The 15892-nt window shown below is 35.5% G+C and carries 12 protein-coding genes; 6 read left to right on the top strand and 6 right to left on the bottom strand.

The window, feature by feature from the left end; genetic code table 11:
* Positions 1-64 precede the first annotated feature (64 nt).
* A complete protein-coding gene (pdxH, locus tag G525_RS0104875; protein WP_027125155.1) occupies positions 65-712 on the top strand; it encodes a pyridoxamine 5'-phosphate oxidase in 648 nt (215 codons plus the stop codon).
* 401 nt (positions 713-1113) lie between these two features.
* On the top strand, positions 1114-1608 hold the full coding sequence (locus tag G525_RS0104870; protein WP_027125154.1) for a CAP domain-containing protein: 495 nt from the start codon (positions 1114-1116) through the stop codon (positions 1606-1608).
* Between the two features lie 641 nt (positions 1609-2249).
* On the opposite strand, the gene G525_RS0104865 is transcribed toward G525_RS0104870, so the two are convergent.
* The 3 genes from G525_RS0104865 to G525_RS0104855 are packed head-to-tail and all read right to left on the bottom strand — an operon-like array spanning position 2250 to position 7994.
* Positions 2250-4157, bottom strand: a complete 1908-nt coding sequence (locus G525_RS0104865; RefSeq protein ID WP_027125153.1) for an OmpA family protein — start codon at positions 4155-4157, stop codon at positions 2250-2252.
* Between the two features lie 11 nt (positions 4158-4168).
* The gene (locus G525_RS0104860) at positions 4169-5086 is read right to left on the bottom strand and encodes a PorP/SprF family type IX secretion system membrane protein (protein WP_027125152.1); all 918 of its coding nucleotides are present in this window, start codon (positions 5084-5086) and stop codon (positions 4169-4171) included.
* Positions 5087-5096: 10 nt separating this feature from the next.
* Positions 5097-7994, bottom strand: coding sequence for a T9SS type B sorting domain-containing protein (locus tag G525_RS0104855; RefSeq protein ID WP_027125151.1), 2898 nt, complete (start codon positions 7992-7994; stop codon positions 5097-5099).
* Positions 7995-8445: 451 nt separating this feature from the next.
* On the opposite strand from G525_RS0104855, the gene G525_RS0104850 reads away from it, so the two are divergent.
* The 4 genes from G525_RS0104850 to G525_RS0104835 all read left to right on the top strand — a co-directional run bounded on the left by G525_RS0104850 (position 8446) and on the right by G525_RS0104835 (position 12665).
* Positions 8446-8931 (top strand): SixA phosphatase family protein, encoded by a 486-nt coding sequence (locus tag G525_RS0104850; RefSeq protein ID WP_027125150.1) that lies wholly within the window; start codon positions 8446-8448, stop codon positions 8929-8931.
* 140 nt (positions 8932-9071) lie between these two features.
* The gene (ppk1, locus tag G525_RS0104845; protein ID WP_027125149.1) at positions 9072-11132 is read left to right on the top strand and encodes a polyphosphate kinase 1; all 2061 of its coding nucleotides are present in this window, start codon (positions 9072-9074) and stop codon (positions 11130-11132) included.
* Positions 11133-11135: 3 nt separating this feature from the next.
* On the top strand, positions 11136-12044 hold the full coding sequence (locus tag G525_RS0104840) for a Ppx/GppA phosphatase family protein (protein WP_027125148.1): 909 nt from the start codon (positions 11136-11138) through the stop codon (positions 12042-12044).
* Positions 12045-12137: 93 nt separating this feature from the next.
* Positions 12138-12665: an outer membrane beta-barrel protein gene (locus G525_RS0104835; RefSeq protein ID WP_027125147.1), complete on the top strand. Its 528-nt coding sequence runs from the start codon at positions 12138-12140 to the stop codon at positions 12663-12665.
* Between the two features lie 89 nt (positions 12666-12754).
* Here G525_RS0104835 and G525_RS0104830 read toward each other — a convergent pair whose 3' ends face one another.
* The 3 genes from G525_RS0104830 to dnaX are packed head-to-tail and all read right to left on the bottom strand — an operon-like array spanning position 12755 to position 15732.
* Positions 12755-13336 carry a MiaE family protein gene (locus G525_RS0104830; RefSeq protein WP_027125146.1) on the bottom strand — a complete coding sequence of 194 codons (582 nt, stop codon included), beginning with the start codon at positions 13334-13336 and terminating at the stop codon, positions 12755-12757.
* Positions 13337-13390: 54 nt separating this feature from the next.
* Entirely contained in the window at positions 13391-13951 is a 561-nt protein-coding gene (locus tag G525_RS0104825) for a hypothetical protein (RefSeq protein WP_027125145.1), read from the bottom strand.
* Between the two features lie 50 nt (positions 13952-14001).
* Complete coding sequence (gene dnaX / locus G525_RS0104820) at positions 14002-15732, bottom strand: DNA polymerase III subunit gamma/tau (RefSeq protein ID WP_027125144.1); 1731 nt, start codon at positions 15730-15732, stop codon at positions 14002-14004.
* Between the last annotated feature and the right edge of the window lie 160 nt (positions 15733-15892).

The following is a 15892-nucleotide window of genomic DNA, read 5'->3' as shown; positions in this document are numbered from 1 at the left end:
AAATTTATGAGAATTTGATTACTAATAAAAAAATAGTAAGATTTTAACATTTAAGACATTTGTAATGGATACAGATTTAGGGAATTACCGAAAATCATACGAAAAGCAAGCATTAATCGAAGCGAACATTAGTGATAATCCGATGGAGGTTTTTCAAAAATGGTTTTATGAAGTCGATGCAAATTTTGATGAAGGTGAGACTAATGCCATGACAATCTCAACGCTTGGTTTGGATGGTTTCCCAAAAAGCAGAGTCGTGCTACTCAAAAAATATACGCATGAAGGCTTCATATTTTACACCAATTATCAAAGTGAAAAAGGCAAGGCCATTATGGCTAATCCAAAAGTTTGCTTATCGTTTTTTTGGCCAAAGGCAGAACGACAAATTATCATAAAAGGTAGTGCTGAAAAAATATCTCCAAACTTAAGTGATGGTTATTTTGAATCGCGACCACGAGGAAGTCAATTAGGGGCGTTGGTCTCCCATCAGAGTGACGTCGTTGCAAATAGAGAAGTGTTGGAGGAAGAATTGCACCATTTGGAGAGAAAATTTGAAAACAAAGAGATTCCCAGACCAGAACATTGGGGAGGTTTTATTGTAAAACCTATTTCAATTGAGTTTTGGCAAGGACGCCCAAACAGGTTGCACGACAGAATAAGATTTAGGTTAACCGAAGAATTTAATTGGGTTATGGAGCGATTGTCACCTTGATTAGAGCGGCTACCAGTTGATTATTTATCTTATATAAAGACTTAGGTCCATAAAGGTTTCCTCGTTCGACAATGACCTCAGAACTAGGAAGCAGTAGTTTCCTTAGAGAATTAATTCAGTATTTGGATAGTAGATGTTTATAGCTGTCCGATGGTTTGAAGGAACCGTATCTTTTCTTACTTAAAACTTCAACTATCTTCTTGTCTAAATTGTAATCAAATCGACAAAAGGATAGGTTTCATCGCTAAGTAACCTGAAATTCTTGAGTAAGGTTGTATTTCATCGATGATTTACATATAAAACCGACAAACTACACGTATTTCATCGATTTTAACATTTCCTTAACAGTTTCTTTCGGTTGTTCTTCTAATTTAGCGGTACCAAATCGAATTAACCTACTTATGAAATTATCTACCTACCTGCCAATGATGGTTTTACTAGCCATGTTCACTTTTTCCTGTTCTTCTGAAGATTTGCAAGAAGATAATTTTGAAAGTTCTCTAATGGAGAAGGCGCCACCGGCTAAGGTCATTGAAGTAGAAATTTTAGAGTTGATCAATAATTACAGAATAGGAGTGAACTTGACCCCATTAAACAATTTAAAGATCATTAAATCTGTAGCCTATACCCATACTGATTATATGGTATCTATAAATAAAGTAAGCCACGATTATTTTTTTCAACGTAAATCGAGTTTAGTTAAAAATGCTTCGGCTATTAAAGTTACAGAAAATGTAGCCTATGCTTATAATTCGGCCGAATCGGTAGTTAATGCATGGTTGAGCAGTCCGGGTCATAAAGCAAATATTGAAGGTGATTTTACCGATTTTGATATTTCGGCAGAGCAAAATTCTGAAGGTAAATGGTACTTTACAAATATTTTTATAAAACGTTAATCAAGAATTGAGTTTTGAAATTGTTAGTTGTTCGAAGAGGTCGCTTTTAGGAGCGACTTTTTTGTATAGTAATATTTTAAATAGTGCATTTAGTGACAATCAAACAAAATTTGAGATTTTCATCTATAATGAAGAGCTTATAGTCCTTGTACACAAGTTCTCAAAATTTAGAATTGTCTGAACGTTATATAAATAAAGATGCACACGTACATCAATGACCTACGAAAGTGCGCTATTCAACTCCTAAATTTAACGTCTAAACGTTTCTTTGTTGACTCATCAATCATCAGAAAATATCATCGGTTTATAGCATAAATTAGGGGTCTACCATGCTTTAAGAGTTAACATGATGCACTAATCTCACTGTGATGTTTTATCTGAGCATCTTTCGAGCATTTTATCATCAAGTCCCAGATTCTAATAAATTAGTTCATATATACTCAAAAGCATACGAAGGCGATATGGATTTAATGTATAAGTCATCCTGCATTTATAACCATTTGTATTTAAATGAAGGCTACTATTAACCGCTTTAATTTAATCTCAGAAATTTCAGAAATAAATATAGATCTTAGTTTTTTTAAATATAAACAAAAAAAAAGCAGACTCTAGTCTGCTTTTTTGAATAAATTTCGTTAAAATTAATCCTTCAATATATAGAAGTATGATCTTCTGTTCAATTGATGCTCTTCTGCGGTACATTTTACACCGTTTGCACATTTGTTCAGCAACTGTGTTTCACCATAGCCAATTGCGCTCTCAATTCGATCCGCAGTAATTCCTCTTGACAAAATATAATCTCTTGTAGATTTTGCTCTTCTGTCCGATAATTTCATATTGTAATTGTCGCTTCCCCTACTATCTGTATGCGATTCGATTTTGATGACCATACCAGGGTGTTCTCTCATGACATCCACAATGTTTTCCAATTCATATTCAGCATCTGTTCTAATATTCCATTTATCAAAATCGAAGAAAATAGGGTTGATGACAATTTGGTTGTCTTCAATTAATGGTATTAAGTAAAGATCAGCGATATTGACTTTGCCATTTTCTAAATTGGTTACTATTGCTGTGATAGCGTTCTTGTAATCTTTCTTACTTCCCAAGAGCGTAAAGCTCTTATCACAATCAGCTTCAAAAACATAAGCGCCAGTTGCGGATGTTATTTCCGTTGCAATAATTTTACCGTTTGTGTTGATTAATTGAACTTCCACATTCGCAAGAACTTCATTAGTTTTACTATTTCTAGCTATACCTTGAATGATTTGTTTACAAGGTTCAGCATTAAAGGCATAAATATCATCACTTCCTTTTCCGCCCGGACGGTTAGATGAGAAGTAACCTTTTTTACTGTCATCTTTTAAAAAGAACGCAAAATCATCATAGCCACTGTTATATGGGGCACCAAGATTTTCAGGTTCAGCGTTGGCGTCTGTTAAAATTTTAGACTTATAAATATCCAGTAGCCCTAAATTCAAATAACCATCCGAAGAAAAATAAAACGTGTTATCATTTGCTACAAAAGGAAACATCTCGCGTCCTTCCGTATTCACTTTAGGACCTAGGTTTCTTGGTTCGCTATATTTGCCATCTTCTAAAATATCGACAACATAAATATCCGTCTGTCCAAAACCACCTTCACGATCCGATACAAAAAACAACTGTTTATTATCAGGGCTCAAAGCAGGATGGCCATTAGAAAAATAATCATCATTAAATGGCAATTCAACCACATTATTCCAATTCCCATTATCTAAAGACGCTTTGTATAATTTTAAGTGGGACGTTCCTTTGCGGTCATATCCCAATTTATTTCTGCGGTTGACATTATCTCTTGTAAAATACATCGTCTGTCCGTCATTGGTCATAGCTATTGAAGCTTCGTGGTACGGTGTGTTAATTTTTGAAGAGTTTATAAAATCAGCTCCAGTAAATTCCTTTTTGCCTTCACTCTCGGTTACTGTTACAAAATATATATCTAAGAATGGTTCTGCATTCCAGCCATATCTTTTTTTCACAACAGTGTCTCTTGCAGAAGCAAAATAGAGCTGATCCCCAAATACATAACTGCCAAAATCAGAATATTGGGTATTGAAAGGCATATTTTCAATAGTTACAATGAGGTCTTCAGTGGAGGCTAAATCTTCATAAAGGTCAAGATTGTTGGCATCAAAGTCTTTTACCCGACTGTCGCCACCTTGGATATTTTTAAACTTCACTAACCATTTATCAGCTTTTTGATAATCTTTAATACTTCTTAAACTCTGGATATATTTAAAAATGTATTCAGGATTGACTTTATCATATTTGTTGACCGCCTTACCGTACCAAAATGCGGCTTCCTTTGATCTGGAATTGTTATAATAACAATCGCCCAAACGGGTTAATACGTGTTCACTGCTATCACCTTTTTTTACTGCTTCTTCATAGAGTTCAGTGGCTTTTACATAGGCAAAATTTTCAAAGAATTTATCTGCCAGCTTTTTTTGAGCCACCATGAACGTGCTGCTAAACGCGAGAAAGAATATAAATAATTTTGTTTTCATAGTTATAGGTTTTAGAAGTATCGAGGCGATTTAATACGTTTACTTTTAAAGATTTCAAACATCAGCAACACTTCATGAGTGCCACTTGTGTATGGTCTAAGGTCAGAGAATGGATATTCATAGGCGTAACCAATTCGTAACTGTTTAGACACTTGAAAATCAACAATGGCACCAAGGGAAGATGTTCTTTCATCTATTCTATAGGCCCCACCGAGCCAAAACTTTTCATTGAATAAGAAGTTTGCCGTTAAGTCTAGTGATAATGGTGCACCATTAGTTGCTTTTAGCAAGAATGCAGGTTTGAATTTGGTTGATCCACCAAGGTCAAATACATAACCCCCGGTGAAATAATAACTAATTGCCTCTAAAGCTTCAAATTCCTCTTCACCATTATAATCCGTATTCAGTAGTCTTGGCGCAGAAAGACCTAGGTACCATCTTTCTGAATGCCAATAAGCACCTGCACCCATATTTGGTTTCCATCGGTTTTCAAAACCATAGACCACTGGATCATTAAATTCAGCTTCTCTAAAATCAGAGTCAAGACTAAAGCCCGTAAAACCAGCTTTTAAACCTAATGCCAATTTGCTTTTTTCTCCTGTTTGAATCGTATAGGAAAAATCGCCATAGATATATTGAAAATTTTGATATCCTAGTTCATCATTAATAAAGGACATTCCCAATCCAATTTTTTCATTGCGAAGCGGCGCATGTATGGATAGTGTTTGGGTAGTTGGAGCTCCTTCGAGACCAACCCATTGACTTCTGTGAAGTCCTACTATACTCAATGTTTCTCTACTACCTGCATATGCGGGATTGATGGAAATGGTGTTGTACATATACTGCGTAAACTGGGGTAGCTGTTGAGCAAATCCTACCCAGCTTGAGAACAGTATGAAAACGATAATATTAAGTTTTACAAATTTCATAGGTTAAAATTTATTTGGTTGCAACGTAGATTGGTCCTGCAAAAGGTTTTAATCCACTATTTTTTAAGTTAACGACATAGTAATAGGTTCCTGTTGGCACATATTTTGAACTTCCAACAGATGCTTTTGATGAAGAGCCATTCCAATTGTTTTGGTAGTTGTTGGACTCAAAAATCTTGGCGCCCCAACGGTTGAATATTTGAACTTCAATGGTAAATCCACAAGATTCAATACCAGTGACCGAAAAGAAATCATTCTTGCCATCAAGATAGGTTGTTACTGCTTTAGAAATAACAACATCATCAATTCCACATGGTAAGGTTACACAGTCGTCATTTAATTCAATATTTACTAAAGTTTCAGAAGTACAGTAATCATCAGATAAAGTATATTTGAAAGTGTAAGTACCTAAATCCAATTGATAAGGATTAAATAAGCTGCCATCTATAGTTGCATTACCTGCAACAACACTCCATGTGCCGCTATCATCATAAGATCCACTGAGTAAGTCAAAGAGATCAAAATTGAAATTATCATCATTACAAAGCTCTGTATCTGTTGCTGTAATTTGAGCCGCATTGGTCACATTGATGATTTGCGTGTAAACTGCCTCATTGGCACACGAATCAGAAACCGTCCAAGTTCTTGTTACAACATATTGAGAACTACCCTCTGTACCTGTGGAAGTTTCATCAAAATTAACTTGCATATTACTTGAGCATGCATCTTCAAATACTAATTCTGGAATTGCAGGAATACTATCACAAGTAATGTCGATTACAGCTTCATAGTCAGTTACCAAGTTTGGCGCCGTGACATCTGCCACACTAATATTTTGGATACATTCTTTCACATTAAGAATGGTAGTTTCATCACCATCAAGAACACCATTGTTATTGGTATCCTCATAATGGGTTATAGTGTAGGTACGTGTTACAGTTTGTGAACATGAGCCATTGTCACTACTGTTTGATGCCGTGATTTGAACAATACCACATGATGAATCAATACGTCCGTCAGCATTTCCTAAAGCTTCAAACTCTTCAACAGTGTAAGATGTAGCACTTGGTAATTCACTATAGCACTCTACAGCAGTCTCTGCAAACGTTGGACATTCTACTTCAAACGTACAGCACAGTGGAGCAGTAGCACTTAAAACAACAGTGTTACATGCATTGGAATCTACAACTTCAAAAGAGTAGTCTATATTAGAGGCAATGGCGTTAGATCTCCAAGAATGTGTTCCATCCATATTGTCAGTCCATGTTCCTGGGGTTCCAGATCCTGTGACAGTAAACGGCGCAGTTCCCTTAAATGTAGCTTCAACAGTATAGCTGGTTCTATCTTCATTACATGTAGCCGTTTCCGGACTTACAAGTGTCACATCTTCATTTATCTTAACTGTTACTTCAAGTCTTTTAATACTCTCACAGCCATTTTCATTAGTTTGAGTAGCATAATAGGTTTTATTATCAACCAATGCTGTAGTTGCACTCAATACTGTTGTGCTTGTTTCGCTATCGTACCAACGAATAGTGTTTCCAATTACAGATAAATCAGCAATTGTTGGGTTAGATGAGGCACAAAAAGATTGTAAAGCCTCGGCAGTTGGTGCTTCTGTCGTATTAAGATAAACTGTTATTGTAGCGGGTTGAGAAAGATTTGTAAGTACATCTCTAATTGTGTATTGCACCGAAGTTTCAGTAAAAGTGTCCGCAGGAACAAAAGTTACCATTCCAGTTCCATCAACTGTAAATGTACCTTGACCGCTAATTGTTACTGAACTTACTGGTAAAGTGGTAGCAGGATCAATAAGTTCAATTGAACTTGGATCTAAAGCATACGAGCCTTCGCCATCATTGGCCATTACATCAATTATTGTTTCAGTACCTTCAGTAATACAAATTAAATCATCATTGGTTACAGGAAAGGTAATTTCATTTTGACAACGCGCACCATCTCCAGGTTGAAGTCCATCCATTGCTGAACTATAAAATGTTGCAGTAGTACCTCCTGTATTTGGAGAGGCAATTTTGTATGTTCTACCTGAACTATTATTGGCAATGAACAAATTCCCCATACTATCCATAAAAGAGGTACCAAAAGAACTTGTGGTCTCAGCTTCTAAGCCTGAAATCACACCCAAGTCTGTCACTGTATTTGCAGTTAAATCATAACGTAACAATTTTGGAGACTTTGTACTGGTAACCATATACAAGCTATTATCCATGGTGTTATATGCTAAATCGTTGACAGGAGCTGAATAGGTCAATAAATTAACAGCCTCTAAGAAATTTGGATTGGATGGATCAAGATTTACTGCTACAAACCTTATTCCATTATATAAATAAAGAGTTCCGGTGGTGTCCATATCTCCTGAACTATAGTAACCAGGAGTAAAAGAGCCGGTGATGTCAAAATATTGAATCTCACCTGCAGTATCAATTTTTGCTATTTTGTTGGTGTTTTGAAGTAAGCCATATAAGAAATTGTCCATAATGTTATAGCCAATTGCGTTTATGAATCGCGATGGAGATGCCTCCTCTACCAAAGGATACTTCACCAAATTTTGGACGTTCGTGGCTAAATTTAAAGTGTGCAAACCAGTTACATAATTATCTTGACTGGTTCCTGTATTCGTCAGAATAAAAGCCAATCCATCGGCACAATCAAAAGGCGCGTCCAATGCAGCAGACTTCAGCAAAGAACGATGATTCACAGGTTTGTTTTCATTTATGACAACATCATAAAATGGAGAGGTTTTGTTTATTTGAGACCTACTATCTTCTATAGTGGGCGAGGAAGGCGCTGCTGTGGTCTGTCCACTTGTATCAAGCACATTTGCAAATAAAAGAAAAACCAATACTAAATTTAATTTTAGTAGAATAGGAGAGGTAATTTTTTTCATGTCGTTACGATTGGGAATTAAAATCTTAATACATTGACCATCATCAAAAGATGGAAAATACAATTTTTAAACAGTAAATTTACTTGAGGGAAGATAATAGGATAAACTAATTCGTATTGAATTAAGAAATTATATTGATTTGGGGTCATAATTAATTAATAGCTTCCAACAAAGAACGATCGATTTAATTGTCAAATCAAATAAAAGTGATAACTCACTAAAATAATCGTTAAATGGACATGGCTGCACACTTTAACGGTAATTTAAAGATTTAAACGACTGTGTTTATTATGTAAGGTATTTATTAAATACGTATTAAAAGTTTTGCAATCATAGTGCTCAGGTTTTAGTTAGTTAAAAAAAAACTTTATAAATTTAACACAACATTAAACTTTTATTTCAATATACACAACACTTAGTCGATAAAAATTACACTTAATCGAATAAAATTATGAAATCAATAGTATTTGTTAGACATGCAAAATCATCTTGGGATTATGAGGTCAGTGATTTAAACCGTCCTTTAAGCAGGAGAGGTTTTACGGACGCCACTTTGGTATCGAACGCATTTGGAACTTATAATTTTATTCCTGATGCCATTTACTCTAGTTCTGCAAACAGAGCAAGAACAACTTGTCAAATATTTATGGATAATCTTGATTTAGAGATCGATTTATTGACCATTGACGAAAAGCTTTATGATTTTGGTGGCGATAAAGTATTACGTTTTATAAAATCGTTAGACAATTCCTTGGGAAAAGTGATGATTTTTGGACATAATTACGCGTTCACTACCCTTGCTAATACTTTAGGAGACATCTCTGTAGATAATTTACCAACTTCCGGTTTGGTTATGATCGATTTTGAAATTTCCCAATGGAAGGACTTGATTCGAGGCAAAACAAAAGTCATCTTAAAACCTAAAGATTTTAAATAAAATACCTCATTTTTAAAAGAGATAGATCTGAAATTTTTTTAGATAATGCGACTATCCTTAACAAATAATTATATCTTGTGAAGTATCTTTATTTTATAATTAGAATATATTTGTCATAGATTAAATTCAGTCCGCACTTAATGGTTTCAGATATAAAATCCAATACCTACATCAATAGAGAATTGAGCTGGTTACAGTTTAACGAACGTGTTCTGCAAGAGGCAGAAGATGAAACCGTACCACTCATTGAACGTCTTCGGTTTTTGGGGATTTTCTCAAATAATCTCGATGAATTTTTTAAGGTGCGCTATGCCACCGTCAAACGCATTGATGAAGCCGGAAAAACAGGTAAAAGTGAATTGGGAGGAATTTCAGCAAGCGAATTATTGGAAATTATTACACTAATAGTCATTAAACAACAAAGTGATAGTCTCGATATTTTGGCTACTATACATAAGCGTTTGGAAGTTGAAAATATCCATATCGTCAATGAAACACAAATTGACGAAAAACAACATCGTTTTATAAAAAATTATTTTATTCAGTATGTCAGTCCTGCTTTGGTGACCATCGTTTTGAGTGACAAGGTGAAATTGCCAACCTTAAAAGACCATGCAGCATATCTCGCCGTAAAAATGGTCCTTAAAAACCAACAAAAACAGTTTGCACTTATTGAAATTCCCAAGTCAATGGATCGATTTGTGGTCCTTCCAAAAAAAGACGACAACAACTATATCATCATGTTGGACGATTTATTGCGGTACTGCTTAAATGATATTTTTAATATTTTTGAGTATGAATCGATTTCGGCACACATGATCAAAATCACGCGTGATGGCGAATTGGACTTTGAGAGTGACTTGAGTAAAAGTTTTATTGAGAAAATTTCTGATAGTGTTAAACATCGACAAATAGGTGAGCCTGTTAGATTTGTTTACGATAAAACCATTGATGTTGAAACCTTGCAGTTGCTGATGAACATGATGGGCATTGATTCCAAAGACAGTGTAATTCCGGGTGGGCGTTACCATAACAGGAGGGATTACATGGATTTTCCTAGTTTGGGGAGAACCGATTTACTGTATGGTAAAATAAAACCCTTACCAATAAAAGGCTTAAGCTTAGAGACGAGCATCTTTAACAATATCGCCAAAAAGGATTATTTACTGCACACGCCGTATCAAACTTTTTCTTATGTTGTAAAATTCTTACGGGAAGCGGCACTCGATCCTAAAGTAAAAAACATTAAGATTACCATTTATCGATTGGCACAAATTTCACATGTGGCAAGTTCGTTAATCAATGCCGCTAAAAACGGTAAAAAAGTGACTGTGGCCATTGAATTACAGGCGCGTTTTGACGAACAAGCCAATATTGATTACGCCGAACAAATGGAAACTGATGGGATCAATCTTCTTTTTGGAGTTAAAGGTCTCAAGGTGCACAGCAAAATGTGCGTTATAGAACGGGAAGAAAACAATAAGATCAAACGCTATGGATTTTTGAGCACTGGTAATTTTAATGAGTCCACAGCTAAACTTTATACAGATTATACCTTATTTACCTCCGATCAAAAAATTTTAAAGGATGTGGTCAAGGTTTTTGACTTTTTTGAAACCAATTACAAAATTTTTAGATATAAACATATTATTGTTTCGCCACATTATACCAAAACGAAACTGTTCAAGCTTATTGATACCGAAATTGAAAATGTTAAGAACGGAAAACCAGCTTTCATAAAACTGAAACTCAATAGTATTTCTAGTTATATGATGGTAGATAAACTTTATGAAGCTAGTAGGGCAGGCGTAAAGATCCAAATGATTGTGAGAGGTATTTGCTGTTTGGTTCCAGGCATTCAAGGCATGAGTGAAAATATAGAAGTTATTAGTATTATCGATAAATTTTTGGAACATACCCGATTATTGGTGTTTTGCAATAATGATGACCCCAAAGTTTTTATTTCTTCTGCAGATTGGATGTCAAGAAATATTGAAAATAGAGTGGAAGTCACTTGCCCAATTTATGACAAGGATATCAAGAATGAACTATTGGACGTTTTTGAAATCGCCTGGAATGACAATGTGAAAGCCCGCTTGCTATGTGGCAATCATGAAAATAAATACAGACGTAATGATTTGCCAAAAGTTAGGTCGCAATTTGCTATCTATGATTATTATGTCAATAAACTTGAAAATTAAATTATGCTGACCATAAAAAAATATGCTGCTATTGACATTGGATCCAATGCTGTACGGTTGCTTATTTCAAATATCATTGAGCAAAAAGGAAAGCCCACGCTTTTCAAAAAAAGCTCATTGGTGCGTGTACCCATCCGTTTGGGGGCGGATGTGTTTTTGAATCAAACAATTTCCAAAGAGAATGAATTACGCTTGGTAGACACCATGAATGCTTTCAAGTTGCTGATGAGATCCCATAAGGTTGTGGCTTATAAAGCGTGTGCAACTTCAGCAATGCGTGAAGCAGAAAATGGCACCGACATTGTAAAGCTCATAAAAAAACAAACTAAGATAAAGATTGATGTTATCGATGGGGAAGAGGAAGCCGCTATTATAGCCGCTACTGATTTGAATAGTTTTATCGATAGGAGTAAAACTTACTTGTATGTTGATGTTGGTGGAGGGAGTACTGAGTTCTCAGTCATTCATGAAGGGGTGACAACGGCTTCAAAATCATTTAAAATTGGTACAGTAAGGTTGTTGAACGACATTGTTCCAAAAGAAGTATGGTTGGAATTAGAAACTTGGATAAAACAGAATACTAAAGATTTTGAAAAGATGAATCTTCTTGGTTCGGGTGGAAACATTAACAAAATATTCAAGATTTCAGGAAAAGCTGCAGGAAAACCGTTAACTTATTTCTATTTGACTTCCTATTATAATATGCTTCAAACCTACAGCTATGAAGAGCGTATTACAGAATTGGATCTCAATCAAGATAGGGCCGATGTGATCATTCCAGCTACTAGAATATATCTTTCAGCAATGAAATGGAGCGATGCAAAATACATTTATGTTCCAAAAATCGGGTTGTCAGATGGTATTGTCAAAAGTGTCTATTTTGGAACGGTTTCAAGTGTAAACTTGGTATAAGTTAGCCGTTTATCTTCTTTTTTCTGTTACATATCTAATTTTTACCTGTAATACTAATTTTCAATATATCTTGACAGCCTCAAATCACGAATTATGAAAAAAATATTTACCCTTCTACTTTTTGTAGGTATGACTACCTACTCATTTTCTCAAGACATTAAATACGGAGTGCATTTTGCGACCAATGTCTCCAATATGGACTATGAAACCGACGGCATTCGTCCAAATCCGCACAGAAATGGTTTTGTTTTTGGAGCTTTTGTAGACTACGGTTTTACGGAAACTTTAGCGGTTATGACAGAATTGCAATATTCTCCAGAAGGTGCAAATTTGCAATACTATAAAACTGATTATTTGAACTTACCTGTGATATTGAACTACAATATTTTTGGTGGATTCAAAGTTGGCGTTGGTCCACAAGTAGGTTTGAAAATTCATAAAGAGAATGACGGATTTAAAAATTTTGTATTTTCAGGCGTTGGATTTGCAGAGTATATGATAACTGACGAGATTGGTGTTGATTTCCGTTATTTATACGGAATTTCAAACGTCTTTGATGACGATATGAACCTTGAAGCCAGACAAGGCGTCATGCAGTTTGGTTTTACTTACAGGCTCTAATAGCGTTTAAAATATCCTATAAAAAAAAGCTTCAAATTTTGGAGCTTTTTTTATGAGTTATCATCTTATCTTAATTAAAAGGCCCTTATTTAACCATGTATGGTCTCTTTTTTACTTAAATCTTTCATGATTTGCGCTTCAAATTCCAGCAGTTCATTCCATTTGATGTCTACTTCCTTACGGTCGCCATACTGTCTTGCAAAGCCTAAAAACATTGTATAATGGTTAGCTTCACTGACCATTAACTTTCTATAGAATTCAGCCAATTCCTTATCCTCCAATTCTTCTGAAAGCAAACGAAAACGTTCACAGCTTCTCGCTTCAATTAATGCAGCATAGAGCAGCCTATGGACCAATTGTGTGGTTCTGCTTCCACCCTTAGGGAAAAAGGTTAACAGCTGAATTACATAATCATCCTTCCGGTCTCTGCCAAGTAACCACCCGTTTTCGAGAATTTTGTCATGCACCATTTTGAAATGGCTGATTTCCTCTTTCACCAAGGCAACCATTTCTTGAACTAACTCTGTATATTCAGGAAAACTAACAATCAGAGAAATAGCTGTGCTTGTCGCTTTTTGCTCGCAATAGGCATGATCCGTGAGTATGTCTTCAATGTTTTTTTCAACAATATTGACCCAACGTGGGTCTGTAGGTAATTTAAGTCCGAGCATTTGTGTTTAATTTTTTTTTTGATGTAGAAGATGAGAGGTATAATCTCAATAATTTTAACTCTGCTCTTCTACTAAGTTCAGTGTTTGTTGACCGAAATTATCAATGGACATTCTGTACAACTTATAAGTTTTGTTTTTTGGGTTGATGAAGGAAATATCTAATCTAATAAGGTTATCGGTTGAAAGCTCCTGGTTTACCCAAGTGTGTTGTAAGGTGGCGTGATCCCAAAACTGATCCTTATCAAAGGCCTTAAACTGTCTTGCGGAAATATGAGTACTAAAAATATCCTTGAAAGCTGATGAAATGGTTATTTCAGATTCGAACACTCGTTGATAACTTGCATTTTTGGAACTGTCTTCTGTACTGTTGGATACCAATATCTGCTCCGCTAACAGTGAATAATTTTTGATATGGACATTGATGCCGTTTCCAATAATAGTGTCCGTTACTATTTCAACATAACCTTTTGGATGAAAGGTAGCCAGCTCTAACGGCGTGCTCTTTAAATTAAATTCGGAAACAGCCCGTTCTAAAGCCTCTTTTTTGGTTTGTCTGCCGTCACAACTCAAACAAACAATTGAAATTAAAGCAACCAATAAAATTGAGATTTTCATAAGTCTTTTCATTTTTGAACCTAAAGATTCTTAAGCTTTTCTTTTCCTGATTAAAGGTCCAGCCCAAAGGTTTTCTTCAAGAGTTCAATATTGGGGTTCTTTTCTTTTAATTTCTGGTATTTTTCCATGGGCGTAAAGGCGTATTTCTTTGCAACCTCTTCATTCACGTGGACATGCAAAGTTAGTTCAAAATTCCTAACTGCTTTTCTGAGGTATTCCATTAATGGAAATTGGGCACGTTCCAGTTCTATTTTGAGAGATTCATTTGGAAATTCTACATGAATTTCGGTGCCATTTAAGCGAGGTGTGTTCATTTCCAAAATCGAGATCATGATCTTTTCTCCTTTATCTTGTAAGGTTTTGATGTAATTTGACCAAGCTAATTGGAAAGCCTCCGCGGTAAATTCTTCCTTTGGTAAATCGTTGGGATCAATGACCACCTCCATCTGCTTGATGAGATGTTCTTTTTTAGCCCTGATACTTTTTAAAGAAAGTCCTGAGGTGCGTTGTGGATCTGGTTTTAAACCAATTTTAGGAATTATCTTTTGGGCATATTCACTGGATGCTTGCGGTTTTTTTAGCTCCGACTTTTGTTCAGTAAATTCAGCAACAATTGTAGGTTCTATTTTCTCTTTCTTTGGAAGTGCTACTGGTACTGGGGTAATTCCTTTGTTTTTAAAATAAGAAGCAGGAATTATGTAATGTTTGCTATTTTTTTTTTCTCCATCAAAAGTGATAGAGGCAAGCTGCATTAAGGTGAGTTCAACGAGTAAGCGTTGATTTTTACTGCTTTTAAATTTGAGATCACAATCGTTGGCCAGTGCAATGCCCTTCATCAGAAATTCATAGGAGGTCTTTCGGCACTGTTCCATATATTTTATTTGGGTGTCTTCACCCACTTCAAGAAGTTCAACGGTCTTTTCATTTTTGCAGACCATTAAGTCCCTAAAATGCGACGCCAATCCGGCAACATAATGGTGCCCGTCAAATCCTTTTGATAAGGTGTCATTAAATTGAATGAGTAATTCCGGGATTTTATTCTCTAAAATATAATCGGTACTTATAAAATATGTTTCGTAATCCAGTACATTTAAATTCTCTGTAACGGCCTGTCTTGTCAAATTTTTACCAGAAAAACTAACCACTCTATCAAAAATAGACAGGGCATCACGCATGGCGCCATCTGCTTTTTGAGCAATGATATGAAGGGCATCATCTTCGGCCTCAATACCTTGTTCTTCCGCAATGTATTTTAAATAATTCTTAGCGTCTTTAACTGTTATACGTTTAAAATCAAAGATCTGACAACGCGATAAGATTGTAGGAATGATTTTATGCTTCTCAGTAGTGGCTAAAATAAAAATACAATGTTTTGGTGGCTCTTCCAAAGTCTTTAGAAAGGCATTGAATGCCGCCTGAGAGAGCATGTGCACCTCATCAATAATATAAACTTTGTATTTTCCTACTTGGGGTGGAATCCTAACCTGATCAGTTAAGTTTCTGATATCATCTACAGAGTTATTTGATGCGGCATCCAATTCAAAAATATTGAAAGCGAAATCTTCATCTTCTTTTTCGGTCCCGTCGCTGTTGATCATTTTGGCCAAAATACGTGCACAGGTGGTTTTACCAACCCCACGCGGCCCTGTAAATAATAAAGCTTGGGCTAAATGATGATGTTCAATGGCATTCAGCAACGTATTGGTAATGGCCTGCTGGCCCACAACATCCTTAAAGGTCTGTGGTCTGTATTTGCGTGCCGATACGACGAAATGTTCCATTGTTTTTTGTTGAATTCAATTGCGCATCTGTCATGCACATCTTGAAGTAACAAAGTTAAAAATTCGGTGCTAATAAAGGAATGACATGTGGTGATTTTAGCATTAGTTATTAACAAATAGGAGTAGGGAGTGAAAAGTGCCTTAAGCACTTAAAGTCATT

It is taken from the genome of Gelidibacter mesophilus DSM 14095 (assembly GCF_000423005.1).
GTDB lineage: Bacteria > Bacteroidota > Bacteroidia > Flavobacteriales > Flavobacteriaceae > Gelidibacter > Gelidibacter mesophilus.
The sequence above is the reverse complement of the archived record's forward strand: the minus strand, read 5'-3'. Positions and strand labels throughout refer to the sequence as shown.

Coding starts and splice junctions, on each gene's coding strand:
- G525_RS0104825 (WP_027125145.1), bottom strand. CDS start 13,951: ATGAAAATCTCAATTTTATTGGTTGCTTTAATTTCAATTGTTTGTTTG.
- G525_RS0104840 (WP_027125148.1), top strand. CDS start 11,136: ATGCTGACCATAAAAAAATATGCTGCTATTGACATTGGATCCAATGCT.
- G525_RS0104835 (WP_027125147.1), top strand. CDS start 12,138: ATGAAAAAAATATTTACCCTTCTACTTTTTGTAGGTATGACTACCTAC.
- G525_RS0104865 (WP_027125153.1), bottom strand. CDS start 4,157: ATGAAAACAAAATTATTTATATTCTTTCTCGCGTTTAGCAGCACGTTC.
- G525_RS0104855 (WP_027125151.1), bottom strand. CDS start 7,994: ATGAAAAAAATTACCTCTCCTATTCTACTAAAATTAAATTTAGTATTG.
- G525_RS0104850 (WP_027125150.1), top strand. CDS start 8,446: ATGAAATCAATAGTATTTGTTAGACATGCAAAATCATCTTGGGATTAT.
- G525_RS0104830 (WP_027125146.1), bottom strand. CDS start 13,336: ATGCTCGGACTTAAATTACCTACAGACCCACGTTGGGTCAATATTGTT.
- G525_RS0104870 (WP_027125154.1), top strand. CDS start 1,114: ATGAAATTATCTACCTACCTGCCAATGATGGTTTTACTAGCCATGTTC.
- G525_RS0104860 (WP_027125152.1), bottom strand. CDS start 5,086: ATGAAATTTGTAAAACTTAATATTATCGTTTTCATACTGTTCTCAAGC.
- pdxH (WP_027125155.1), top strand. CDS start 65: ATGGATACAGATTTAGGGAATTACCGAAAATCATACGAAAAGCAAGCA.
- ppk1 (WP_027125149.1), top strand. CDS start 9,072: ATGGTTTCAGATATAAAATCCAATACCTACATCAATAGAGAATTGAGC.
- dnaX (WP_027125144.1), bottom strand. CDS start 15,732: ATGGAACATTTCGTCGTATCGGCACGCAAATACAGACCACAGACCTTT.